Here is a 23,518-nt window from a genome sequence, read left to right as displayed (position 1 = left end):
TCGGTGTTCGTGACGCGTTTTCAGCGCCTATCCGGGCGACGAATCACGACGACGGGTAGCGTGATGGTGACCGCCAACCCGCCCAAAGCGGCCCGCTCAAGTTGCATATCGCCACGATACAGAGCGACCAGATCAGCAACGATAGAAAGCCCCAAACCACTTCCCGAACGTTTCTCATCCAGCCGTTTGCCCCGCTGCAGCGCTGCCTGGCAATCAGCAGGGGACATTCCGGGGCCATCGTCGCTGACACACAGCTGGAGGTGTTCGCCGTGTGCCTCCAGGGTCAGAATAACCTCGCCCTTCGCCCAACGCAGAGCGTTATCCAGAATATTGCCGACAATCTCCTGGGCATCCTGGGCATCCATGTGCGCTTGCATATCGCGCGGCAGGGTATGCTCAAGGTGGATATCGCGGCGCTGGGCCAGCCTTGCCAGTCCGTTTATCAGCGGCGCCAGGGCTTCATTGAGCGACACGGGCGCCACCCTGCCGCCCTCACCGGCCGCCGAGGCGCGTGCCAGATGGTGGCGCACGGCGCTGTCGATGCGCGTCAACTCCGCTTCCCAGGCGCTCTGCTGCTCGGCCGGTGCCTGACGGGCCAGCAGACGCATCACACTGAGCGGCGTCTTCAGCGCGTGGGCCAGATTGCCAGCGGCATGGCGGCCACGTTCTATCAAGCGTTGGTCACGGGCCAGTACGGCGTTCATGGTGGAGGCCAGGCCGGCCAACTCATCGGGCAGCCGGGTATCCAACTGCTGCGCCTCGCCGTTTTCCACCTCGAGCAAGTTGGCTCGCATACGCCGCAACGGCGCCAACCCCCAGCGAATCTGTAGCGCCAGCACCGCCAACAGCAGCGTGCCCAAGCCGACTAAACCGCCCCATAACCACTGCTGAAACTGGCGCACATTGTCCATCAATGCCTGGTTTTCAGCCGCAACGCTGATATGCAGCGGCTGCTCGAGCGGTGCCAGCTGTATATCGCGCTCAACCAGGCGCAGCGAGCTTGCCCGGGGACCGTTCACGGTTCGGGCAATGAGCGTGTTGCCGTCATGGGTCGGCAGGCGCTGATCCCATAGCGAGCGCGAGGTGAGCGTGTGCTGCTGACCGCCGGTCATCTGCCAATACCAGCCGGAGTAAACCTGATCGAAACGCGGATCACCCAGATCGCGATCAAAGATCAGTCGCTGCTCGACACGGTCAAAGGCGACCCCGGCGATGACCACATTGAGCAAGGCTTCCAGGCGATCATCGAAGGCCTGCGTCGCCGACTCACGGTAGTGATGGGACAGCAAGAACCCCGCTAAAGGCAGCCCGACGATGACGATCACCAGGGTCGCCACTAATAGACGGCTGGCGATTGAGCGACGCGCAATGCGGCCCTGCCAATATGGCCAGGGCATCATCCCGCCGCCGGCTGCTCGGCCAACAGGCGGTAGCCCTGGCCGCGCTGGGTGACAATACGCCATGCGCCCAACTTGCGTCGTAATCGGCTGACCTGAACATCAATGACGTTGGAATCGGGTTCATGGTCACGGTCGTAGACGTGTTCGGACAGCTCGGTGCGGCTCACCACCCGGGGCGCGGCGTGCATCAAATAGCTCAACAGTCGCGTTTCCTGGGCGGTCAGCGATACGGGGCGGCCCGCTAGCGCCACGTGCTGGGTATGGGTATCCAGGCTTAACTCTCCCATCCTGAGCACCGGGTGCGCGTGCCCGTGGCTGCGACGAACCAGCGCACGCAGGCGAAACAGGACTTCAGCGGATTCAAACGGCTTGGTGACATAGTCGTCGGCGCCAGCGGAAAAACCGGCCGCTTTATCGGCCCAACGTTCACGCGCGGTTAAAATCAGTACCGGCAGATCAATGCCGTCTTCGCGCCATGCCGCCAGCCAACGGATGCCGTCACCGTCGGGCAGTCCAACGTCCAGAATCAAGCTGTCGTACGCTTCGGTGCGCACCAGAAAGTCGGCTTCCTGACCGTTGAACGCATGCTCTACCAGCCAGTCACCATCGCGTAATGCCTGGCCCAGTTCGCGGGCTAACGCCTGGTCATCCTCTACCAACAAACACTTCATCGGCTCACCACTGTTTCTGCCTTCTATTCCGTGCGGCGCATGTCGTTGATCCTGACGCCTTCCATCTCCATAAGCTGCCCGGTCTGACCATCAAATTCAAACTCTACCACCTGGTTTTGCGGACCCAGCAGCTTGATTTCATACTCGACGTAGCTACCTTCACGCTCGACCTCAACTTCCAGTACCTCGCCGATATAATGAGCCTCCAACCAGTCGAGAATGGTTTCCAGAGATACCACCTCACCCTCGCTGACCTCCCCGTGAAGCGTCTCCCACGAGGAATCAGAAGACGCCTGCCCCGTGACCAGGCCAAGCACCATTATCCCCACCAGCATCATGCGGCGCAGTGCAGGCGGCGTATCACGGCATGGCCGCGTTGTCAGGAGGGAGGTCACATGTTTCATTGTCACACCATGCCAAAGTCAACATGAACGCTAGGTGAACCGCTTTGTCAGCTTAAGGAAAGCATAGTGGGGGTATAACGTCACTGTCGCATTCGCCGAATGCCGTTTACCACCTCGAATGGAAAGAAGGAATTAACCATGAATACGATGAAAAAAATGCTGATCATCCCGGGCTCTGCGTTACTGCTTACAGCAGCGGTGGGCACAGCCCAGGCGGACTCTCTGGCGATGGACCGGATTGACGATGTGCTGACCCACGCCAATGATTATGGCTTTACGCATTTTGAAGAAGTCAGCATCAATAGTCGTGGCCGCGCAGAAGTCGAAGGCTGGCTCGACGATGAGTGGTACGCCGATGTCAGCTTTTCAATCGATGACGGCGAAACGCTGGAAGAAAAACGCGAACGGCTAATTACCGGTGCCTGGGGCATGAGCGAAGACGATATTCGCCAGGCGCTGAACGTCGCCAGCCAGGAAGGTATGGTCGAGTTTGAGGACATGGATATCGACGAAAGCGGCGTTATCGAGATTGAAGGGCGCGATGAAAACGGTCGTGAACTGGAAATCAGCGTGCGCCAGGGCTCCTACGATATCACCCAGATGGACCGCGACTGATCGTTAACTGTGTCGCTTCACGGGCTTCCAGCGGGGAGCCCGTTTGCGTTCTAGGCCCCTGCCACAGATTAATGCCTGATGACATACCTGCAGAGACGGCCTCTTCCATATCAGCAGTAAGCGTGTTACCAACGGCCGTGATAATGACGCTTTATACCCCCGCTTGCCCTGGGAATTCTGCCATGATCAGCCATTGCCTGAACGCCAGACCACGCCAGCCCGAGAACAACGCTTGAAGCCGCCTAACTACCTGGAAGGTGTGACGTCGGCACATAATGAGGCAATATTGCGTGACCTCGCCTGGCTGGTCGTGACACCGGATATCGTGGCGTTCCCGCCCTCCAGTCCATTTTCAGGCCGCCCTAGCCAGTCCGAGCTGGGGCTGAGTGACGCCCTGGAAGCCTGGCTGAATGGTTTGGCAATCCCTGAGCTGGCCCGCCATGGCCGCCAGTCGAGCCGCATGGGGCACTATCACGAACAGCTATGGCATTGGCTGCTGGACCGCGCGCCCAATACGCGCCTGCTGGCTCATAACGTGCGGATTACCCGCAAGCGCATTACCTTGGGCGAGCTGGACATGCTCTACCGCAGGCGGGATCAACCTGCTCCGGTGCATCTGGAAGTGGCGATCAAGTTTTATCTCGGGTTACCTGAAGGGCCTGGAGAAGCCACCAGCCAGAGCCGCTGGATAGGCCCGGGCGGTCTGGACAGCCTGGCTCTGAAATACTGCCATTTGCAGCGTCATCAGTTGCCACTTTCTTCCACAATACCCGCACAGGAAACACTCGGCCATTGGCTAGCCCCTCGGGATACAGGATATACAGAAACAGGCCTGGGCGGGCAGCTCACCCAGCGGCTGGCCATGCCGGGCGTGCTGTTTTATCCATGGCACGCGCCCATGCCATCGCCTGAGGGTGCCACTACTGCACACCGCAGAGGACGCTGGTGCCACGTCAGCGACTGGCCAGCGCTTGCCTCTACCCTACCCGCTGATTTTCTGGTGACCTGGCTCGAAAAACCGCACTGGTTGGCGCCGCCAACGTTTGACGCCTTCAAACCAGCGTCAGAATCACTGATACCGCTATTGGCGATGGCCCGGTATCAGCCGCAGCAGGTCATGATGTATCTGCCGTCAAACCAGCGCTGCGAGCGGCTGTTTATCGTGCCCGACAACTGGCCGCGTCAGGTACCTTTGCCACCGCGTTTGCAACCGCGTTAAACCACCACCAGATTATCGCGGTGAATCAACTCGTGAGCCTCCACGTAGCCAAGGATGGCTTCAATTTGATGGCTTGGTTTACCCGCTAGCTGACGGGCTTCGTCGGCTCCGTAGTTGACCAAGCCTTTCGCCACGGTTGTGCCTTGCTCATCGACACAGGCCACCATATCGCCGCGCTTGAAGCTGCCCTGGACGGTGCGCACGCCAACGGCCAGCAGGCTGGAGCCTTTATCGCGCAGTACCTTGACGGCGCCAGGGTCCAGCACCAGCGTGCCGCGCACCTGGAGTTGTCCCGCCAACCAGCGTTTACGTGCTGCGATGGGGGCTTGCTCCGGGCGCAGCAACGTGCCCAGCGCCTCGCCCGCCATAACCCGGGTAATGACATCGGGCTGCCGACCACTGGCGATTACCGTGACCGCACCGGATCGGGCCGCCAATTGAGCGGCGCGCACCTTGGTGGTCATGCCGCCCCGCCCCAGCGACCCGCCACTACCCGCAACGGCCGCCAGGCGCGGGTCGTCGGCCCGGGCCTCGCCAATCAGCTGTGCGGTGGGGACGTGGCGGGGATCAGCGTCGAACAAGCCTTCCTGGTCAGTCAGCAGCAGCAGGGCATCGGCTTCGAGCAGGTTGGCGACCAGGGCGCCCAGGGTGTCGTTATCGCCAAAGCGAATCTCATCGGTGACCACGGTGTCGTTTTCGTTCACCACCGGGACGACGCGCATTTCCACCAGGGTGCGCAATGCGGATAGAGCGTTCAGGTAGCGCTTGCGGTTGGAAAGGTCGTCGTGGGTCAGCAGGATCTGCGCGGTCAGCACACCGTGGCGGGCGAAGTGCTGCTCGTAACACTGGGTCAGACCGTTTTGCCCCACCGCCGCCGCGGCCTGGAGTTCGTGCACCGCGCTGGGGCGGGCCTGCCAGCCAAGGCGCACCATGCCCGCCGCGACGGCACCCGATGACACCAGGACGACCTCGATGCCCCGCTGGTGCAGGGCCGCAACTTGATCGACCCAACGGCCAATCGCCACTTCATCCAGGCCACGACCGTCATTGGTCAGCAGCGCGCTGCCCAGCTTGACCACGACGCGGCGAGCCCTGCTCAACGCCGCTCTACCCAGCACCGACTCATTGCTTGCCACGTCGCTCTTCTCCCTTTTGGCCAACCCTGCGCCTTTAGCCCTCAAGGCGCGTATTCGACATCCACATCGTAATCATCATCATCGAAGTCGTCGTCATCTTCGTCGTCGCGTTTGCGCTTGCGGCCGAGTCGCGCTTCGGTGCGGGCCACGGACTCTTCCTCCATGCGCCGACGCATTTCCTGCTCCCGGGCATGGGCTTCCTCGTCTTCGTGTTCCAGGCGCTGCTGTTCGGTGAGCCAACGATAGGCCGCCTGCACCAGTTTGTCGGTGCCGTCGCTGCTGATCGCCGAAATGCGGAACACCGGCCCTTGCCAGTTCAGCGCATCGATAATCGCCTGGGCGCGCGCCTCGCGCTCTTCTTCATGCAGCAGGTCGAACTTGTTCAGGACCAGCCAGCGGGGGCGCTCGGAAAGCGCCGGTGAGAACTGGCCCAGTTCGTGTACGATCGCTTTGGCCGCCTCGACCGGGTCAGATTCATCGAACGGCGCCACGTCGACCACATGAAACAGCAGCCTTGTACGGGTCAGGTGCTTCAAAAAGCGCAACCCAAGCCCCGCGCCATCGGACGCGCCTTCGATCAGGCCCGGCACGTCGGCCATGACGAAGTGCTCGTGCATGCCCAGCTTCACCACGCCCAGGTTGGGCACCAGGGTGGTAAAGGGGTAGTTGGCCACCTTGGGCTTGGCTGCCGATACGGAGCGAATCAGCGTCGACTTGCCCGCATTGGGCATGCCCAGCAACCCCACATCCGCCATGACTTTCATTTCAAAGCGCAGGTTGCGGCGATCCCCCTCGGTGCCCGGTGTGGTCCGCCGGGGCGCACGGTTGGTGGACGACTTGAAGTGGATATTACCCAACCCACGGCGACCGCCTTCGGCGACCAGCACGACCTGACCGATCTCGGTCACATCGGCAATCACTTCGAGGGTATCCTCGTCGATCACCGTCGTTCCCACGGGCACTTTGACGTGCAGGTCTTCACCGGCCTTGCCGCTCATCTGGCGGCCCATACCGCCCTGACCGTTTTCGGCTTTGTAGAAGCGCTGGTACTTGAAGTCGATCAGCGTATTCAGCGCATCGTCACCAATCAGGTAAACGCTGCCGCCGTGGCCGCCGTCGCCACCATCAGGGCCGCCTTTGGGCACGTATTTTTCGCGGCGAAAGCTGAGACAGCCATTGCCGCCTTTTCCCGCCTCAACAATGATGGAGGCTTCATCGACGAACTGCATTGGTTTCTCCCGGCCGCTTTCGCCGCCCTCATATGCGTTACGTTTTCCAATCTTTGATTCCACCAACATGATGGAAAAGTGTATTGGAAAAGGGGTTAACCGACAAAAAAGCCCCGCCATGGCGGGGCTTTTTTCTCGCAACGCTTTGTCGACGTTACGAGCGCAACGCTAGCCGTTTACTCAGAAACGATGCTAACAAACTTGCGGTTGTGCGGACCTTTGGTCTCGAACTTCACAAAGCCTTCGTTCAGAGCGAAGAGCGTGTGGTCACGACCCAGGCCAACGCCGGTGCCGGCGTGGAAACGCGTGCCGCGCTGACGAACAATGATGCTGCCTGCGCTCGCTGCCTGGCCACCAAAGAGTTTCACACCTAAGCGTTTGGACTCGGAATCGCGACCGTTACGCGTGGAGCCGGCTGCCTTTTTATGTGCCATTGCAAAATCCTCCTAAAGGGGAATTGGCCGCTTACGCGGAAATTCCGGTAATTTTGACTTCAGTAAACCACTGGCGGTGGCCCTGGCGCTTCATGCTGTGCTTACGGCGACGGAACTTGATGATCGTCACCTTATCACCGCGGCCGTGGGAAACCACCTCGGCAGACACTTTCGCACCGCCGACCAGCGGTGCGCCGACATTGACGTCGTCACCGTCGGCTACCAGCAGCACTTGGTCAAACTCGATCGTCTCGCCAGTGGCGACTTCGATCTTTTCAAGCTTGAGGGTCTGGCCTTCCTGAACGCGGTACTGCTTGCCACCGCTTTTAATAACTGCGTACATGTCTCTCTCCGGACGTCAATATTGCCGCTTTGATCACCGAAAACGGCGCTCATCAAAAATCGCTCTTGTCGACCTGCGGCGAGTGGCGCCCCTTTTGGCAGCCATCTGACAGGGAGCATGATGAGTGGGTCGCGGATTATAACGATGATTGCGTTTTGCTACAAGGCCTATTGCGCCATTACAGATGATAGGGTATCACACACCCGCAGGCGCCTTGACGCCTAACGGAGAGCCCCATAGCATGACCTCAACTTAGCGCGGCATATGCCGCCTCCATCTGCCGCGACGAACATTCCATGACCGCTAACGTCTCATCAGTCCAGCCTGCCAGCTCCACGCCCTCACCGCTGCACGCCGTGGTGGCGGATGACTTCGATGCCGTTAACCGGACCATCGTCGCCCAGCTCAATTCCAAGGTACCGCTGGTCGAAACCATCGGCCAGTACATCACCGAGAGTGGCGGCAAGCGCTTACGGCCACTGCTGGCGTTGCTGGCGGCACGCTCACTGGGTTACACCGGCGATAAGCATATCCCGCTGGCCACGCTGATCGAGTTCATGCACACCTCGACGCTGCTGCACGACGACGTGGTCGATGAGTCTCACATGCGGCGGGGCAAGAAAACCGCCAACGACGCCTGGGGCAATGCGCCATCCGTACTCGTTGGCGACTTCCTATACGCGCGCTCGTTTCAGATGATGGTCGACGTCGGCTCGATGCGCATCATGGCGATTCTTTCCGGTGCCACCTGCGTCATCGCCGAAGGCGAAGTTCAGCAGCTGACCAATATCGGCAATCCCAGCGTTTCAGAAGACGACTACTTCGATACGATTCTCGGCAAGACCGCCATGCTGTTCGAAGCCGCTTCCCACAGCGGCGCGGTGCTTGCTGAAGCGACCCCCGATCAGGAACAGGCGCTGCAGCACTACGGGCGTTATCTGGGATTGGCGTTTCAACTGATTGATGACCTGCTGGATTACCAGGGCGACGCCGAGGCCATGGGCAAGAATGTCGGCGACGACCTGGCCGAAGGCAAACCGACCCTGCCGCTGATCCGTGCCATGGAACAAGGCACCCCCGAACAGGCCAAGCTGATTCGCCAGGTCATCCGCCAGGGCGGGCTCGAGCAACTCGACGCGGTACTCGACATTGTTCACGCGACCGGCGCTCTGACCTACACCCGTACGCGGGCCGAAGAAATGGCCGATAAAGCCCTTTCCCAGCTTGACGCTCTGCCCCCCAGCCCCTATCGCGACACGATGGCAGAGCTCGCTCGCCTGGCGGTTGACCGGCAAACATAATTGCGTTTTCAGCCCTGGCAAGACTTGAAAAAAACCGCCTGGCTACGTATTATGCCTCTCCGTTGTCGCACCATACGGCAACGCATCGGAATATAGCTCAGCTTGGTAGAGCGCTGCCTTCGGGAGGCAGAGGTCGTAGGTTCGAATCCTGCTATTCCGACCAAATATGCTAGAAAAAACGGCCACTTAGCTCTTAGAGCAAGTGGCCGTTTTTTGTTTCTGGATTTCTAGGTAGCAAATAGGTAGCAAGCGACGGTATTGGAGCAAGCTATTCAGTCAGTCGCAACCATTAGCCCGACGAACCATGCTCAACACTGAGGACATTGAACTTGAAGGCGCCTTTCAATTAATCAACAAATTCGAGAGAAGGGCAGATCTTAAAGCCGGAAAGGAATTCATAGAACACCTGACTATCACCGCTACAGAATGTGCCTAATGTATGATAAGAATTTAGAAAAACGAAAAAGGCCCAAGGAACATACTTGGGCCTTTAAATTAGCAAATCTAAAACTTTTCTTCGAGCAGCTCTTTACGCTGTGCCTTGATGAAACGCTTAGTATCTTCACCAGCGCGACGGGCAGCGCTCAAGAACTCGCCAGTCGTGGCGCGCTTGGCGCGGCCATCAGGGCCGATCTCGACCACGCTGTCTGCAGATCGCACCGTCGCAACAGCTCTAGTCGTGGCTTCACCTGCCACCACACGGCCGGAACCTTTAACGACTCGTACCATGAGCACCTCTTTTTCTCGGGCTATCCTTAGAGAATGCCACGTGTTGCCGCAAGGGGGCACCACTTTCGATATCCATTAACATTCTCTGCCAGCATAGACGATAGAGCAACTGTAGGAAAGGCGTCAGCTCATGAAGAAACATTAGCGCCTTATCCTCATTCGCGATCATTCCTGGTTCATTGCACGAGATTGAAAGAACTGCGCTGATCTGGCTCGTGTCATGATGTGCCACGTCGGGCGCAAAATTTGGCCCTCTTAAGGGAATTGCCATCGAACATCGAAGCTCGGGATGCTCGACATAAAATTGTTTGATTTTATCTATGGCATCAGGAGGATAGGGAAGTTTTTGTGAATCCTGTACTGCATCCTCCACGAGGATCATCGCTTCGTACTGCACCGCCATCGGCACGCCAGGATGGTTATGTTTCCCGCCTTCTCCACTGTCGTCAAAATAGCCATAGCAAAGGGGATGAAGACCTACACCCTCAACCCGGTTACCTACTTCATTTGATGTCGTGGTCAGGTTAAGATCTTGAACCATAAGCCCCTGAACTGCGGAAAAGAAAGGTTTTGGCTGCTTAGTATGTGCAAGTTCCTTAGCTCCCTTCCAATAGAACTCCGGATCGGCCTGTCCTTTTTCTGAATTCACGACCCAATAAACTGTAGCCGTATAAAGCTGGTCTCTGCTATCCGGCGGCTGAAACAACAATACTAGATTTAGAATCGTATCAAGCAATCGTCGTGAGGCTTCATGAATAGCCTCACGCTGGTCGTCCAGAGAGGCATCTTCCTGTTGTACACCCTGGATACCGTATAGTAGCGGATCGACTTCATATGACATGCGTTCGTATAGCTTTGAAGCCCGGGCCAGAAAATTTTTCGGCGGCATTACAGAAACCATCTGGCGTAGATGCTCAATCCGAGTATTTAGTTCTCGCTTTGCTAGACTATCTGCGCGAAGCCTATGGAATTCTCGAATAAAAAGAATGAGCACAAAACATAGGAATGCCAACCAGAATGTGAGGGCATTGCGGTGCATGCTTTCGTAACCATCATCCCACGGAGCGTAGCCTGACGAAACTCCATTCCATGCCGTGACTGGCCACGACCCATGTATCTCTGCGTAGAAAACAGTTGCCATAAGACCGATGATGACGGTGCCGATCACGGTAATAGCGCTACCCATGGCGCCTGCCCAAAACTTGATCCATAAGCGAACAAAACAGGTACTAGCAACTTTACTGCCAGCGATCCTCAGTACATTTGTGATTCTGTCTGGTATGTCCACGCTTCACCTCATAAACAGGGGCAGCACAGTCCAATGTGCTTGGGGGCTGGCACATAGACGCGGATAAAAAGTGATTTAAATTTCGCAGATTGCCATTTGCCAAGAAATTCTTTTATGCCGAATAGCTAGCATTCACCACATCAAGTCTATCGTTCAGCGGCAGCACCAGACCTTCTAAAAGTCCTAAACAACGCACGCAATCCGTATAAAAAACCGATAAATAGGACGCTTGCCAAATAACGAATACAAAAATCAAAAATGGCGTATTTAGTGCCATTTAAAGCGATAAATACAGCCGTCCCTAACAAAGCACAATAAACAGAAAAAATTAAAATGTGCGATGGACGCCGCGAACGATAGAACCCTACGATTGCAGGAACTAAAAACTCAATTGAAAGCATTGTCCCTACCATTTGGCCAAGCAATGCTGCAAGCCCATGCATCAACTGAAAATTGGTCAAAATCTCCCCCTCCTATTTCCACATTATTTTGCAGTTCATAACTGTCGTTTATCGTTTACTGTACGATCACTCAAATATAATTATCCTCTTTGCCAAAACCACAAGGAGCATATAAATGAACCGAAAGCTCACCATAAAGCAAAATGCATTCGTAGCCTACGCATCCAAAGGTGTGTCCCGGACACAGGCCGCACGGCTCGCGGGATTTTCAGCACCGGCCGTTGAAGCGTTCCGACTAATGAAACTACCCCATGTCGTTAAAGCTTTACATGAGCAACGCGATGCTGCAATCAAAGGCGATCTTGCCTCAATGGCAGTACAGACCATGCGCGACCTCATGAACCCTGCAACGCCCGCCGCTACTCGCTTTAATGCGGCCCGCTGGATTTTGGATCAGGCAGGACACAAAGCGCAGGGAGCAGTCCCAGATGAAAGCCGGTCGCTGGAAGAAATGAGCTCTGAGGAATTGTCCCAAGCCGTAGCGAGCGGTATGCAAGCGCTTCGAGAATTAGCAGTTCAAATGGAAGGCCACTATATGGTGGATGGCCAAGCAAAGCCATTGTGCGACATTGGCCACAAGGTGCCGTATGAAGTGGAACCAGGCACCGACTTCCTTCAGTGATGGATGTGCAAAAGCTACCGATTTCGGCCATGCACGGTCGAACTGCGCTGCGAAACCCAAGTTGGGCTAGCTACAGCGCTGAACCACGTTAGGGGAAGGTATGAAACAAGTATGTAACATGCTGTTAGCTAGTAGAGTCTAGTAACACCCCTTTGGTTTTGTGTCTAGGCGGTGGGATCCGCCCCTGGGGGTAGGCCCGGCCATAGGCGCTAAACGTGAATCTAGGTACCACCATAAATTTTCCAATCAGAAACTCCATACCCTAGCTTTTGGTGTGGTCAGCCGACACGGCTATACTGCTAATGACTCCCCACCATGTAGGAGCCCCCATGAGGCGCATTGGAGACCGCTATCAATATGACCATCCCAGTCAGAAGGAGCCTTACCACTGGCTAACATACCTAGCAATGCTATTCGTTGCTTTTGCCCTGGCGGTCACCATGCCCTTCCCATGGAACCCATGGATTACTTTCTGGGCGATACTGGTTATAGGTGCGGTTGAGCGCCTTGTACTGCGCGGCAAAAGCCAATAGGGGCTCATTGAGGTGAGGCTCGACACTCATTCACAAGGTCGAATCTATGTGGTGTTCTGAAGGGACTAGCATCAGCCTGCGGAGGACCAAGGCTAACCTGCCCCTTGCGGTAGCCACGGTTGCTGGTTCGCGAAGTTCGGCGAGTATGTACGGGGAATTTTCGCTTGGGTCATCTTTACTTCGGTTCTCGCTGATACACTCGCCAAACCCCTGACAGTCCTCCATATGTGGTTCTCAGCTCAGCCAATCGTCATCCAGTAGATCCTCACTAAAGTGTTCAATCTGCACTCTGTTATCTGTGGCGTGCCTGACTAAGTTATCCGGGCGATTCAGCAGCCTCCCAGTCTTTACTTCCCCCAGGGGGTCGGATTTATCCGTCACACCGTCACAATCCCCGTTATGTTTGGCGTGGCGGCGATTCGTATCCGTCACACCTGGGTTTAGTGTGACGGATGGCTGCTCGCTAAAAACCGCGCGGTTAGTGGAATGTGACGGTGTGACGGCTGAAATGGGGGATTCTGAAGACAGATATCGTACGAAAGCGTCACGGAAATCAGCAAGTGTGTACCCCTTAGCGGTTTCATCTCCTATGCGGATACTCTTCGACTTGATGCCAAATTCAGCGAGCTTATTAGCCAGTTGGCGCGCGTCGATAGGCTTTCCTCGGCTCCACGTATTCCAAGGGGCCTCGCTCTGTTCCCATAGTGCCGGTAGCAGAACAGAAGTGAATAGGCGGTCGACATTCCGATCATCGAAAGCCGTCTTGATATCTTTCAACAGCTCAGTTGCGATGTCATATGTTTGCGCCTCGTTATCTGCAGGAGTTATCACAGTGGCCACCCGGTTGACTCGTTCGGGCCACTCACCGCCAATGGCCTCGGCCACCTGCTGCAAAGGCTCCCAGTTGTCTGCGGCACGATTGCTGAGACTAGGCACCGGCGCTGGGCGAGCGGCTGCCACCGTGGGCGCCAGATCCTCGTGTAGCCTGGCGAGCTGGCGTCGTAGCCGATCACGAAGTTCAGGCGGCATGAAGCGGAGGTTCGCAACCGTCTCTAGTGGTCTTTTTCGGCGTAACTCCATACGTATAGAACGGCTCGCTAGAGTGCTGGCGAGCGACCCAATCCCGCATAGCGCCTTGGCACCCCATGTGGAAAAGGGCGTTGGTTCGTAGTCATCGCCCACTACCCGAACAATTTGGCCGTTGCGGCGGTGTCCCGAATTAAGTACGCCACGGGCATCCTCGTTGTCGCGCAAGAAGCTGTCGACTTCGTCCACCAGCAAAGTAGGTCGCCACTTATCCATCGACCGGAACAATGCAGCAGCGCTAATACCGTCACACTTGAGCGGTTGGAAAGCATACATCTCGATGTACTCCAGCAGCGTGCTCTTGCCGCAGTTCGGAAGCGGCGCAGTGATGTTGGCGATTGGCGCCACGTGAACCTCCTCGATGAACCAAGTGAATGTGATCCACAGCGCGGCGGCATCGGCTGTCTCTGGCTCGCACACCACGTATTGCCGCAGGGTGTCGGATAACTCCCGCACCAGGGCGGCCCCGTCGACGGAATCGGGCCAGGGCTCGACAAGGGGGAACAAGGCATTGCCTTCCTCGCTCGCCTGATTACTGGTCAGCTTATCCAACTCGCCAATCTGAACTTTTGCCGCCTTCGCTGCGGCTCTGACACGCTGCCAATCGGCGGGACGTCCCTGACGAATGGCCATGATGTCGGTGAGGACATGCTTTTCAAACAGGGCGCCAGGGTCCTCCTTTGCCTTAGCAAGGGCGGACTCGACACGCTCCATGCGTTCCTCGCACTGAACAGCTCCGTAAGCTAAATCAGACTGAGGATCATTGTCGGGAAGCCCCCGAGCCTCAGCAGCTGTCCAGGCGCTGTTGAGCGTGTCGCGGATCTCGTTTAAGGGCAGACTTGCGCCCTTACCGGCACGTAAAAGCGCATCCCTGGCCTCCTGCTCTTCCAAAAGACCTCCTTTGACTAGCCCGAACACGCCATAAGCCTCTCGGTTGAGAGTGTGATTCCTCTCGCCTTGCGGGGCTGTCGTGCATGTGTAGACCGCGTGCTCAAGAGCGCGTAGAGCGTAAGGATGGGCGACAGGACTCCTTAGTTGTACTGGGGCGTCGGTTACGGACTCTATCTGCGCCAGGTGGGGCTTTAGGAAATCACGGATTGCATCACCCGAAAGACGCTTCCCCTCGTCGAGTACCCGAGTCGTGAACGGCTCACCCTTGCGATGGATGAAGCCCGGCAGTCGCATCACTCGGGGAAGGTCACAGACGTGAGTATCACTGCTCAGCAAGCGTGCAAGTCTTTGCTGGAGAGGCTTGAACTCGTCCATTGCCAGCTCGCCGGCTGCCCAAGTCAGCCAGTAGGCATGGTACTTACCGGGTGACGACTCGACCGTGATGGTCGGCTGGAAGTCCTCCGGCAGGGCGGCCAACTGGTGCTTAGGGTCCACCGCCGGGTCGTCGAAGTCGGCGAAAACCCCGCGAACGGCGGTCACATTGTTGGCCTTGCGGCCTAGGCCATCAGTGGCGTTTACACAGAGGAAAACGCCAGCACCCTCCTTGTTGAGCGCGACCAAACGATCGCCATACTCTTCGAGCGTGCCTTGGTAGACAGATATCAGATCAGAACGCTTGCGCTGACTGTCGTCAAAGGTCTGGAAAGTAGCGTTCGCCCCTGGTGCCAGAAGGTCGAGAAAACGGGCGGCCTCTGCCAAATCCACTTTATTAACGTCTGGTTTGGCAGTGGTAGCTTGATGGGTATGGATTATCCCTCTGGGTGCCTGCCTATCCCCCAGGATGGGCATTCTCATTTTCCTATCCATGCTATTTCCTCGCCTTAGCCGTTGCCTTCCTCGCTATTCGCCGGGCCTTGTCAGCCTGGCGGCGCAAGCGGCGATTTCCGCGGTGCAGCTCTCTCATAACGTGTACATCACTGATCGGGCGCTCACTCGGCCAGGTTTTCAACTCGGCTATTGCCGAGTCGCGGGTAGTTGCGGAGCTGCTCCGGCTTTTCCATCGACTCATGCCCGGACCTCCTTGGCAGTGGTATGCAAGAGGTGGCTACGCGCCATGGAGACCTCGGCGGTAGAGCCGAAGCGGTCAGCGTCGGCCATCCAATCCAGCACATCCTTCAAGCGATAGCGCACGGTGCGCCCCCGCTTGATGAAATGTGGCGCTGGTCGGCCGAGCAACTGACCCGTGCACCTGGCCTTTCTTCCGGTGGTGGGCTGGGCAGGGATCAAGTAAGGGAAGACTGCCATCTCAGGCAGTTCTATCAGGGCTGGATCGAAACCATTGCGGTAACGCGAAAGTGCATTGTCGAGGATGTTACTGGGATCATGTAGCTGGGTTGGCATCTGAGCGACTCCTTGTTGAAGGGTGTCGCATCAGGATGGTGAAAATCAGATCAGGATGGGTCCAATTGGGCTGGATCTCAGTCCGGGTTGGCTTTCTGGACTGACTGGAGTTGATCGAAAAGTGGACCCAGTGTGCTGCGGCTAGCTGGCGCCCTGATATTATTTATCTTGCAATCATCAAGCAACTCATCGGCCAGCGGGAAGGGCTGCTCTATTTCTCGACACCCATACTGCAAAGCCAACAGCGTCGCTATGATCTTTTGATAAGTGGCCTCACGTTTGGGATGAAGGTCCTCACCACCAAGTCCGCCATGCCCCTTTGTATATGTACGAATCTCTTCAGGGATGTCTTTATCGGTAATTCCAAGTTTGAGCAGCCAAGCACGCAGGTCGGACTTTTCTATCCATGCCTGAAATGGGCTGTCTAAGTCCACGCCAATTGGCGAAGCGCCGAGGATCATTCCGAGGCAAGCATCACAGTCTTCCGCTGACCAGTTATCTAGGTCCGTTGCCAGCCACTCATCGTAGGTCTTCGGCCAGCCATCTGGGATAGAGTTTTTTTCAGAAGGCATCGTCTCTTTTCGTGCAAGCAACTCGCCCGACGCTATTGCCAGCTTGATTTTCTGCCACCAGTTATCAAAGTCGGGGCTAAGGCTTTCATTGGATCGCATGGTGATTTCGTCCGGCCGAATACCGGCCAACAGAGCGGCTGCGTCTCTGCTCTCTAGCCAAGTTGAACCAAGCCAAGGTGATAGTGCCATGTGCTACTCCGTGCGTAATCCAGAAAATGGTGAAGGGTTGGCAGGTGTACGACCCTAGCCAGCCGAGTGGGTCAAGCCCACGGTTTTTTGCATTAACACTATCTGACCAATGTAAGCGGGGTGTGATTACTGGCTGTAGCGTCGTGACTTGGCCCCTGCTTGGCGAAGATTTCGACGGCGTCGCGCTTGTGGTCGGGGGCCAAATGGGCGTAGTGGGCAATTGTTGTCTGAATGTCTGAGTGAGCCATCAGCTTAGAGACGGTCAGTAGGTCGATGCCAGCCATCACAAGTTGGGATGCGAAGTTATGGCGTAGGGTGTAGAGCACCAAATCGTCGGGCAGTCCGCCCAGCTTGCGAACAGTCGCCCACGGCTTCTGCATTGCTGTCGGGCTCATTCGCTTGCCGTTGCGCGGTGACGGAAAAACCAGCCCGGTCTTTGGCTCGCCTTCCTGTCGGTGCCAAGCCTTGAGCACATCCACAGCAGCGCTAGACAGCGGAAAGGTCATCGGCTCGGTGTAGTGGTGCGCAGTCTTCTCAATCACCTTGCGGATGGTGCGGAATTCTAGATTAACGTTATCCCAGCGCAGACCGAATAAATCGCCTGGCCGGAAGCCAGTGAAGTACATCGTCAGAACCCAAGGCGCGACGTGATCCACATAGGCGACCCCATCCAGGTCGAAAAGGTGTGCCTTGCCATGGGCGCGACTGCTGCGACGCTGGGCTCGCTTGGCATCTTGATACGCCCCCAAACCGGCAAAAAGCGCTTCAACTTCATCGGTCTCTAAATAGCGCCGTTGCGACGCTTGCTCAGCCATCGCCTCCTCGCTCATGGCTGGCCTTTGTAGGCTGACACGCGTCAGGGGATTGGTAGGCACCACATTTCTGTCAGCAGCATGTGCCAGCATCGTCTTGAGTGCGCCGAGGTGGCGCTTGCTGGTGGTGTACGCCTCGCACCTGGCCTCACGTTCGCCCTGCCAGCGCTCAATGTCACCGCGAGTAATCTCACTCATCGGCTTTTGAAGCCAGCCTTCGAATGCGTGCTTGATACGCCGAATAGTGGCATCGCCATCTTTCTTTCGTCGCTGAGCCACAGCATAAGGACCATCCAGGTAAGCGCCGACGGTTTGCTGCTGCTGGCGCTCCTCCTCGGCCTTAGCCTCCTCCATTACTGCACGGGGGTCGCCACCTTGCGCAACGATAGCTAGCGCATTAGTGGCATCTTTGCGGGCCTGAGCGGCTGTCAACGGGGCGCCGTAGCGACCTAGCGTCAGAATACGCTGTTTACCGGTCTTAGTGCGGTAATAGAGACGAAAGGTAAGGCCACGCTTGCCGGGCCGAACATGGAAACCAGGTAGCTCGGTGTCGAAGATACTATCAGGCGGTGGCGTCTTGGATAGCTGCTCCATCGCCTTGGTTGTGAGCTTCAGCTTGCCATTTCCGGCCATGAAAGGCTCCGTTTTCTAGGTAGCAAATAGGTAGCAAATTCAGGATATAACAGGGGCAGGCGAGCAACAAGCAGCAAACCAAATAACTCCACTATCTTTATGTTTTTACTAATATAATTTGCGACCGGTGTTTCTGTTAATTTCTGCAGAAGTTTTAGGTTAACGCCTTCGGGAGGCAGAGGTCGTAGGTTCGAATCCTGCTATTCCGACCAAAGATTTCCATGAAAACGGCCACTTAGCTATTACAGCAAGTGGCCGTTTTTTGTTGGCGTGCAGGGTAGCGAACCGCCTATTTGGGGAGGTGCGCGTCACCCCGGCGGGTGAATCAACCCCACAACGCTGACCAGAATCAGCACGGCCCCCAACACACGAAAGAACAGCCCGGTGTCTGCTTTGAGCATATAGCGGTGGGCCTTCTCGCCGAGCAAATGGCCAATAAAAGCGCAGGGCAGCAGCCACAGCTGGTGAATCAGTTGCAGGTCGACGCCTGCGATGACGAACGACACCATCTTGATCACCACCAGGATAAACCACAGCACAAAGAGGGTATCCCGCAGCTGTTCCTTGGCGACGTGAGTAGCAAACACCGCCACGATCAGCGGCGCACCGATCAGTGAGGTACCGCTGACATAGCCGCCCAGCGCCAGCAGCACATAGTCCACATATTTGTTCTTGCTCTTGAACGGCTTGTTAAGCACGTAGCCAATGGCATAGATGATCACGATGCCGAAGATGATGCTGGTCATCACGTTAGCCGGCAGCGTCAACAGCCCCACCACCCCGATGAGCTTGGGGATAATCATGATCTTCAAGGCCTTGGCCAGGTAGCCCCAATCGATATTACTCTCCGGCGCGGTGCCTGCTGCCCCCTCTTGCTGCACTTGACGATGCCCACGCCAGGCGATCCAACTGGAGAAAATCAGCAGGTGAATGGCAATAATCGGCAGGAAGACCAGCGGCTCGTTCACCACCAAAAGCAGAAATGGCAGCGCCAGCACGGCACCGCCGAAACCCAGACTCGTCCTGACAAAACCGCTCCAGGCAAAAATTAGCCCGATCAATGCATACTGATACCAGAGTAGATCCGTCATGGGTTCGCCTAACCATCGTCGTTTTTGAAAGCCGTTATGGGGCATCGTTATTGAGAAAAGGTCTCCACCGTCCACCAGGAGGGCAGCAGCGCACGTACATTAGCTTGCGCGAAACGATCATCCATTAATACCACAACGCCTTCATCATCTGGACTGCGAATCACCCGGCCAGCGGCCTGCACCACTTTGATCATGCCGGGAATACGGTAGGTGTAGTCGTCACCCTGGCCAAAGCGCGCGCCCAAACGCGCTTTCAGCGCTTCGTTGAAGTCGTTAAACGGCGGCAGGCCCAGGGTCGCAATAAAGGCGCCAATCAGCCGGTCGCCGGGCAGGTCGATGCCCTCCGCGAAGGCACCGCCCAGCACCGCAAAGCCGATGCCTTTTCCACCGGGGGTAAAGCGCGCCAGAAACGCCTCGCGTTCGGCCTCAGGCATCCCGCGGGTTTGGCTAAACACGGGCACATCCGGGTGCGCTTCGCGAAAGCGTGCCAGCGCTGCCGCCAGGTAGGCAAAGCTGCTGAAGAACGCCAGGTAGTGGCCTGGCCTGCGCTGATACTGCTGCGCCATGGTGGCGACGATGGGCTCGATGGAGGCGTCCCGGTCACGAAAACGGGTGGAAATATCGCGTCTTATGCGTACCTCAAGCTGGCGGGCGGCAAACGGCGATGCCACTTCGCGCCAGACGGTCTTTTCCGGCAAGCCGAGAAGGTCTCGATAGTAGTGACCAGGGGTGAGCGTTGCCGAGAACAGCACCACTGAGTGCGCGGCGTTAAAGCGCGGGGCCAGAAAATCGGCAGGTATCAGGTTGCGGAGTCCCAGCACCGCCCGCCCTCGCCCATAGCGGGTAAGATCACACAGCGAGTGCTCGCCAAAACGCTCCGCAAGGCGGCAGAACGCCAGCGCTTCGAACAGCTGTTCCTGGAGTTCCAGACTGGCGTCTTCAGGGTGCTCACCCAGGTGATCGGTCACCGAAGCCCCCGCCTGCTGAGCGGCGGCCACCAGCTTGTCAGGCAGCGTCGTGAGCAGCCGATAGGCTGGCTTACCCAGTTCGCCTACCGCATCCAGCCCCGCATCTTTCAGTGACTTGTCATTAAGCGATGAGTCTTTAAACAATGCCTGCCACTGGCGGGCTAAACGATTCAAAGGCCGTGAAAGCGCTGTCGGCGCGGCACGGCGCAACCGGTTAAGGCGCTGCTGGTCGAGTTCGGCGCTGTACATGCCGCGGGCGCGCTCCACCAGGTTATGCGCTTCGTCGACCAGTACGCCCGTTCGCCAGTCGTTAGCCTGGGCCAGGCCGTGCAGCAGCGCGTGGCTGTCGAACCAGTGATTAACGTCGCCGACCACCACATCTGTCCAGCGCGCCAGTTCCTGGCCCAAGTAGTAGGGGCATACATCATGGGCCAGCGCCACTTCCCGCAGCGCGTCGCGATCCAGCCACGCTTGCTCGACTGCCGCTTGTCGCGCCGCAGGCAGGCGGTCGTAAAAGCCCGCCGCCAACGGGCACGACTCGCCGTGGCAGGCGCGGTCAGGGTATTCGCAGGCCTTGTCCCGGGCCACCAGTTCCAGGACCCGCAGCGGCTGGGCTTCCTCGCCCTGGCCAGCGCGCAGCGTGGCGAGCGCATCCAGCGCCAAACGGCGGCCGGGGGTCTTCATGGTCAGAAAGGCGATGCGGTCGAGTTGCTGACGCGGCATGGCCGAGAGCATGGGGAACAGCGTTGCCACGGTCTTGCCAATGCCCGTGGGTGCCTGAACGAGCAGGCAGCGCCCGGTGCCGGTGGCTTTATAGACGTCTTCAGCGAGCTCGCGCTGGCCGGGACGAAACGTGCTGTGAGGAAAACGTAGCGTTTGCAGGCGGCTGTCGCGGCGCTGGCGATGGTCGGCCTCCTGCTGCGCCCAGGCGAGAAAGCGTTGGCACTGGGCGGTAAAAAACGCCTGCAACTCGCTAGCGGACGCCTCCTGGTTAAGCAAGGTCTCCTGGCCACTGGCGATTTCCAGGTACACCAGCGTCAAGGTGATGTGCTCCAGGCCGCGCTCTTTGCAGAGCAGCGCGCCGTAGACTTTCACCTGCGCCCAGTGCAGCGCGCGCTGATTATCGGCCATGCGCTCCAGGCTGCCGCGGTGGGTTTTGACTTCTTCCAGGCGGTTGGCCGCAGGGTCAAAACCATCGGCGCGGCCTGTCACCGTCAGCCCCTCAAAGGTGCCTGACAGCGGCAGTTCGGCGATATAGTCGACCCCGCGGCGGCTGGCCACCAGCGTATGCCCTTGCATGCCTTCCTGGGCACTGGGCGCAGGGGTAAAGCGGTGGTCGAGATCGCCTTCGCGGGCGGTGAAATCGCAGAGCGCCCGCACCGCCACCCGATAGGTCGCGCTCATGGCATTGGCTCGGCGCTATCCGCCCAGCGGACGTAACATACCGCAACGGGGACCTCGTGACGGTGAAAGAAGGTCAGCCAGCGACGCTGATTATCCTGCAGCCGGTCGCCGGGGCCTTTGACTTCGATCATCCGGTAGCGCGGCGTGCCCGCGGGTGCATCGGGCATCAACTGAATCAGGTCAGGCAGCCCGGCGCGGTTGGCTTTTAAGTCACCCAGCAAGCGCTCGAAACAGGCCCGTAGATGCTCTGCGGGGATACACTCAAGCGCCAGCTCGACAAGCGCCTCATCGACAATTGGCCAGTGGACAAAGGGCGATGCCAGACCAAATTTCTCCCACCAGGTCGCCTGAATCACCTCGCGGTAGCCGCCATCTTCCAGCCGCGCCAGGCAGGCACCGAAGGCATCACGCCGCCGCGCCACAAAATCGTCGCGGTATAAATCCGCGGGGCCGTTATGAAAGGGATGAAAGAAGGCGCCGGGCAACGGTGCAAATATAGCGGACCAGCAGAGCAGGCCAAACAGCCCGGTGATCAGACTGTTTTCCACATAGTAGACCGGTGCCTGGGGCTCGCTAAGTGCTTGAGCCACAGCGCGCTCCACACCTTGTGGCCCGGGCAATACTAGATCCCAACGCTCATGGGCGGGCTCTGGCTCACTCGGTACAACAGGCATTTTAAGCCGCCGCTGCAAACGGGGCAGCAGCCGTGCCAGAGCTTGATGTTCGGTCTCGTTAGGGCTGCTATCCAACGCCTGGGTCGCCCGTTCAAAAGCCGCTTGATGTTCTCCCGCTCGCTCCAACACACGTAGCTGTCGAATGCGCGCTTCGCTACTGTCTGCATCGCCATAGAGTGTCAGCGCAAGCGCAGAGTCACCGCTGCGCTCAGCCTCGCGGCCCAGTTGCAGCAGTAACCGAGCACGCCGCGTGGCCAACCAGCGGTTATCCGAGGTCGATGGTACTTCACGGTAAAGATCAGCGGGCAATTCGCCCTCATCAAGACGTTGGCGCAAATGATGGAGCACCAGGTAGGTATCCACTTCATGACGCGATTGGAAAGCGCGGGAGTGTGACGTGAACGGCACAACCTCAAAATGCTGGAGGCCGAGCTCCGTCAACACGAACTCAGCCCAGTCCTGGCGCAGGTTACCAAAGAACATCAGCCGCAGACGGTCGCAGGTTTCCATGACCGTTAGCCGCAGAACTGTATCGTTTGCCCCGGGCCACCACTGGCATAACCGCTTGGGTTCATTGAACGCGCTTGCAAGCGTGTCGTAGAGCACGGTTTTGGCGCTAGAGACACTGACCCCGGCTGCGCGTATCTCCGCTGCCAACGCCTGGCGCAGTTCGGCCAAGCGTAGCTGGTGAAACACCTCATCGACACTAAGCGCCGGGTCGCTATCGACCCAACCTAGCGACATCAAGGGCGCCACCGCCGTTGCGCTGTCGCCGATCTCGGCATAGCTGAGTTTGCCAAGCCGGAACAGCTCGCCCTTGCGCATCACCATGCGCACCAGCAGCGCCTGGGATGATCGCGGCAAGTTCTCGAATTGAACCAGGAAATCGCGCTCATCTGCCGAAAGCAGGTCAGCATGGCGCTCCCCCACCCAATCCAGAACGAAGCAGAAGTTCGTCAGGTAGTAGAAAGGGTCATCGAGGGAGGCGGTCGGCGTCGCGAATGCACTGTTCATTCATCCATTGTAACAGCGCGGCGGTTTCGCCGTCATGGCGTATGGGAGCGTGTTTTACCCAACCCGGTGCTGCTTGAGCACGGTGAGGCTTCGCTCTTCTTCGCTTTGCGGTTGCGATGGTGCTTGGCGGGTGCCGACAAGCACATACCACTCCGCCTCACTCAGATAGCCTTCGCACCAGCGACCCAGATCGGCGGCACAATCCTCTCGAGTGAGCTCTCCCGCACGATAGTCATTGGCCAGGAGTAACAAGCTCTGGCGTGCCGCGCGCGCGCGTGCATCGCCACCGTGCACCTTGGAGAGCGGGCAGCGCCTATCGTAGGCAGCGTTGGTCAAGGCATTTAACCAACGCTCCAGCTCATGTGCTTGAATACCGCCGTAAACGGCCACGCGCGAAC

The 23,518-nt window shown here is 57.8% G+C and carries 23 protein-coding genes and 1 tRNA gene; 6 read left to right on the top strand and 18 right to left on the bottom strand.

Annotated features, from left to right (window positions below):
* Positions 1 to 20: 20 nt before the first annotated feature.
* From R3F64_RS09525 to R3F64_RS09515, 3 genes are read right to left on the bottom strand one after another with little or no spacing between them, the layout of a single operon-like run.
* Positions 21 to 1,400, bottom strand: coding sequence for a sensor histidine kinase (locus tag R3F64_RS09525; protein ID WP_332611105.1), 1,380 nt, complete (start codon positions 1,398 to 1,400; stop codon positions 21 to 23).
* Positions 1,397 to 2,071, bottom strand: a complete 675-nt coding sequence (locus R3F64_RS09520) for a response regulator transcription factor (RefSeq protein WP_230447747.1) — start codon at positions 2,069 to 2,071, stop codon at positions 1,397 to 1,399. Before R3F64_RS09520 ends, R3F64_RS09525 begins: the two co-directional genes overlap by 4 nt.
* A 23-nt stretch (positions 2,072 to 2,094) precedes the next feature.
* A complete protein-coding gene (locus R3F64_RS09515) occupies positions 2,095 to 2,475 on the bottom strand; it encodes a PepSY domain-containing protein (protein ID WP_139839341.1) in 381 nt (126 codons plus the stop codon).
* A 138-nt stretch (positions 2,476 to 2,613) separates the two neighbouring features.
* Between R3F64_RS09515 and R3F64_RS09510 the strand changes: the two genes are divergently transcribed.
* On the top strand, positions 2,614 to 3,090 hold the full coding sequence (locus tag R3F64_RS09510; RefSeq protein WP_085917671.1) for a PepSY domain-containing protein: 477 nt from the start codon (positions 2,614 to 2,616) through the stop codon (positions 3,088 to 3,090).
* Positions 3,091 to 3,322: 232 nt separating this feature from the next.
* Entirely contained in the window at positions 3,323 to 4,309 is a 987-nt protein-coding gene (locus R3F64_RS09505; RefSeq protein ID WP_332611187.1) for a DUF1853 family protein, read from the top strand.
* Here the strand turns inward: R3F64_RS09505 and proB are convergent.
* From proB to rplU, 4 genes are all read right to left on the bottom strand, one after another.
* Complete coding sequence (gene proB / locus R3F64_RS09500) at positions 4,306 to 5,445, bottom strand: glutamate 5-kinase (protein ID WP_199284488.1); 1,140 nt, start codon at positions 5,443 to 5,445, stop codon at positions 4,306 to 4,308. The genes R3F64_RS09505 and proB overlap by 4 nt on opposite strands.
* 41 nt (positions 5,446 to 5,486) lie before the next feature.
* The gene (gene cgtA, locus R3F64_RS09495) at positions 5,487 to 6,674 is read right to left on the bottom strand and encodes an Obg family GTPase CgtA (protein WP_066316227.1); all 1,188 of its coding nucleotides are present in this window, start codon (positions 6,672 to 6,674) and stop codon (positions 5,487 to 5,489) included.
* Between the two features lie 176 nt (positions 6,675 to 6,850).
* Positions 6,851 to 7,108 carry a 50S ribosomal protein L27 gene (gene rpmA, locus R3F64_RS09490; RefSeq protein ID WP_085917668.1) on the bottom strand — a complete coding sequence of 86 codons (258 nt, stop codon included), beginning with the start codon at positions 7,106 to 7,108 and terminating at the stop codon, positions 6,851 to 6,853.
* 31 nt (positions 7,109 to 7,139) lie between these two features.
* On the bottom strand, positions 7,140 to 7,451 hold the full coding sequence (gene rplU / locus R3F64_RS09485; RefSeq protein ID WP_027337601.1) for a 50S ribosomal protein L21: 312 nt from the start codon (positions 7,449 to 7,451) through the stop codon (positions 7,140 to 7,142).
* A 296-nt stretch (positions 7,452 to 7,747) separates the two neighbouring features.
* On the opposite strand from rplU, the gene ispB reads away from it, so the two are divergent.
* Both ispB and R3F64_RS09475 read left to right on the top strand, forming a co-directional pair.
* Positions 7,748 to 8,752: an octaprenyl diphosphate synthase gene (ispB, locus tag R3F64_RS09480; RefSeq protein ID WP_085917667.1), complete on the top strand. Its 1,005-nt coding sequence runs from the start codon at positions 7,748 to 7,750 to the stop codon at positions 8,750 to 8,752.
* Positions 8,753 to 8,838: 86 nt separating this feature from the next.
* Positions 8,839 to 8,915: transfer RNA gene (locus R3F64_RS09475), tRNA-Pro, on the top strand.
* 341 nt (positions 8,916 to 9,256) lie between these two features.
* On the opposite strand, the gene R3F64_RS09470 is transcribed toward R3F64_RS09475, so the two are convergent.
* The 3 genes from R3F64_RS09470 to R3F64_RS09460 form a co-directional block, all read right to left on the bottom strand.
* Positions 9,257 to 9,481: a hypothetical protein gene (locus R3F64_RS09470; RefSeq protein ID WP_332611094.1), complete on the bottom strand. Its 225-nt coding sequence runs from the start codon at positions 9,479 to 9,481 to the stop codon at positions 9,257 to 9,259.
* Positions 9,465 to 10,667 carry a hypothetical protein gene (locus R3F64_RS09465; protein ID WP_332611092.1) on the bottom strand — a complete coding sequence of 401 codons (1,203 nt, stop codon included), beginning with the start codon at positions 10,665 to 10,667 and terminating at the stop codon, positions 9,465 to 9,467. Before R3F64_RS09465 ends, R3F64_RS09470 begins: the two co-directional genes overlap by 17 nt.
* A 248-nt stretch (positions 10,668 to 10,915) precedes the next feature.
* A complete protein-coding gene (locus R3F64_RS09460) occupies positions 10,916 to 11,230 on the bottom strand; it encodes a hypothetical protein (RefSeq protein WP_332611091.1) in 315 nt (104 codons plus the stop codon).
* A gap of 115 nt (positions 11,231 to 11,345) precedes the next feature.
* Between R3F64_RS09460 and R3F64_RS09455 the strand changes: the two genes are divergently transcribed.
* Entirely contained in the window at positions 11,346 to 11,852 is a 507-nt protein-coding gene (locus R3F64_RS09455; RefSeq protein WP_332611089.1) for a hypothetical protein, read from the top strand.
* 329 nt (positions 11,853 to 12,181) lie between these two features.
* A complete protein-coding gene (locus tag R3F64_RS09450) occupies positions 12,182 to 12,385 on the top strand; it encodes a hypothetical protein (RefSeq protein WP_332611087.1) in 204 nt (67 codons plus the stop codon).
* Between the two features lie 234 nt (positions 12,386 to 12,619).
* Here the strand turns inward: R3F64_RS09450 and R3F64_RS09445 are convergent, their stop codons facing one another.
* The 8 genes from R3F64_RS09445 to R3F64_RS09410 all read right to left on the bottom strand — a co-directional run bounded on the left by R3F64_RS09445 (position 12,620) and on the right by R3F64_RS09410 (position 23,510).
* On the bottom strand, positions 12,620 to 15,229 hold the full coding sequence (locus R3F64_RS09445) for a DUF3631 domain-containing protein (RefSeq protein ID WP_332611085.1): 2,610 nt from the start codon (positions 15,227 to 15,229) through the stop codon (positions 12,620 to 12,622).
* 198 nt (positions 15,230 to 15,427) lie between these two features.
* Positions 15,428 to 15,763, bottom strand: a complete 336-nt coding sequence (locus R3F64_RS09440; RefSeq protein WP_332611084.1) for a hypothetical protein — start codon at positions 15,761 to 15,763, stop codon at positions 15,428 to 15,430.
* A 77-nt stretch (positions 15,764 to 15,840) separates the two neighbouring features.
* Positions 15,841 to 16,524: a hypothetical protein gene (locus R3F64_RS09435; RefSeq protein WP_332611082.1), complete on the bottom strand. Its 684-nt coding sequence runs from the start codon at positions 16,522 to 16,524 to the stop codon at positions 15,841 to 15,843.
* Between the two features lie 98 nt (positions 16,525 to 16,622).
* Positions 16,623 to 17,969 carry a site-specific integrase gene (locus R3F64_RS09430; RefSeq protein WP_332611080.1) on the bottom strand — a complete coding sequence of 449 codons (1,347 nt, stop codon included), beginning with the start codon at positions 17,967 to 17,969 and terminating at the stop codon, positions 16,623 to 16,625.
* Positions 17,970 to 18,277: 308 nt separating this feature from the next.
* On the bottom strand, positions 18,278 to 19,060 hold the full coding sequence (locus tag R3F64_RS09425) for a sulfite exporter TauE/SafE family protein (RefSeq protein WP_332611078.1): 783 nt from the start codon (positions 19,058 to 19,060) through the stop codon (positions 18,278 to 18,280).
* A 47-nt stretch (positions 19,061 to 19,107) separates the two neighbouring features.
* Positions 19,108 to 21,432, bottom strand: a complete 2,325-nt coding sequence (locus tag R3F64_RS09420; RefSeq protein ID WP_332611076.1) for an ATP-dependent DNA helicase — start codon at positions 21,430 to 21,432, stop codon at positions 19,108 to 19,110.
* Positions 21,429 to 23,120 carry a VRR-NUC domain-containing protein gene (locus tag R3F64_RS09415; RefSeq protein ID WP_332611074.1) on the bottom strand — a complete coding sequence of 564 codons (1,692 nt, stop codon included), beginning with the start codon at positions 23,118 to 23,120 and terminating at the stop codon, positions 21,429 to 21,431. Before R3F64_RS09415 ends, R3F64_RS09420 begins: the two co-directional genes overlap by 4 nt.
* Before the next feature lie 54 nt (positions 23,121 to 23,174).
* Positions 23,175 to 23,510, bottom strand: coding sequence for a hypothetical protein (locus R3F64_RS09410; protein WP_085917664.1), 336 nt, complete (start codon positions 23,508 to 23,510; stop codon positions 23,175 to 23,177).
* Positions 23,511 to 23,518 lie beyond the last annotated feature (8 nt).

The organism is Halomonas sp. 5021 (assembly GCF_036663435.1).
Classification (GTDB): domain Bacteria; phylum Pseudomonadota; class Gammaproteobacteria; order Pseudomonadales; family Halomonadaceae; genus Vreelandella; species Vreelandella janggokensis.
This window is presented reverse-complemented; position numbering and strand designations above follow the sequence as displayed.

Coding starts and splice junctions, on each gene's coding strand:
- R3F64_RS09525 (WP_332611105.1), bottom strand. CDS start 1,400: ATGATGCCCTGGCCATATTGGCAGGGCCGCATTGCGCGTCGCTCAATC.
- R3F64_RS09520 (WP_230447747.1), bottom strand. CDS start 2,071: ATGAAGTGTTTGTTGGTAGAGGATGACCAGGCGTTAGCCCGCGAACTG.
- R3F64_RS09515 (WP_139839341.1), bottom strand. CDS start 2,475: ATGAAACATGTGACCTCCCTCCTGACAACGCGGCCATGCCGTGATACG.
- R3F64_RS09510 (WP_085917671.1), top strand. CDS start 2,614: ATGAATACGATGAAAAAAATGCTGATCATCCCGGGCTCTGCGTTACTG.
- cgtA (WP_066316227.1), bottom strand. CDS start 6,674: ATGCAGTTCGTCGATGAAGCCTCCATCATTGTTGAGGCGGGAAAAGGC.
- rpmA (WP_085917668.1), bottom strand. CDS start 7,108: ATGGCACATAAAAAGGCAGCCGGCTCCACGCGTAACGGTCGCGATTCC.
- rplU (WP_027337601.1), bottom strand. CDS start 7,451: ATGTACGCAGTTATTAAAAGCGGTGGCAAGCAGTACCGCGTTCAGGAA.
- ispB (WP_085917667.1), top strand. CDS start 7,748: ATGACCGCTAACGTCTCATCAGTCCAGCCTGCCAGCTCCACGCCCTCA.
- R3F64_RS09470 (WP_332611094.1), bottom strand. CDS start 9,481: ATGGTACGAGTCGTTAAAGGTTCCGGCCGTGTGGTGGCAGGTGAAGCC.
- R3F64_RS09465 (WP_332611092.1), bottom strand. CDS start 10,667: ATGGGTAGCGCTATTACCGTGATCGGCACCGTCATCATCGGTCTTATG.
- R3F64_RS09455 (WP_332611089.1), top strand. CDS start 11,346: ATGAACCGAAAGCTCACCATAAAGCAAAATGCATTCGTAGCCTACGCA.
- R3F64_RS09450 (WP_332611087.1), top strand. CDS start 12,182: ATGAGGCGCATTGGAGACCGCTATCAATATGACCATCCCAGTCAGAAG.
- R3F64_RS09445 (WP_332611085.1), bottom strand. CDS start 15,229: ATGGATAGGAAAATGAGAATGCCCATCCTGGGGGATAGGCAGGCACCC.
- R3F64_RS09440 (WP_332611084.1), bottom strand. CDS start 15,763: ATGCCAACCCAGCTACATGATCCCAGTAACATCCTCGACAATGCACTT.
- R3F64_RS09435 (WP_332611082.1), bottom strand. CDS start 16,524: ATGGCACTATCACCTTGGCTTGGTTCAACTTGGCTAGAGAGCAGAGAC.
- R3F64_RS09430 (WP_332611080.1), bottom strand. CDS start 17,969: ATGGCCGGAAATGGCAAGCTGAAGCTCACAACCAAGGCGATGGAGCAG.
- R3F64_RS09425 (WP_332611078.1), bottom strand. CDS start 19,060: ATGACGGATCTACTCTGGTATCAGTATGCATTGATCGGGCTAATTTTT.
- R3F64_RS09420 (WP_332611076.1), bottom strand. CDS start 21,432: ATGAGCGCGACCTATCGGGTGGCGGTGCGGGCGCTCTGCGATTTCACC.
- R3F64_RS09415 (WP_332611074.1), bottom strand. CDS start 23,120: ATGAACAGTGCATTCGCGACGCCGACCGCCTCCCTCGATGACCCTTTC.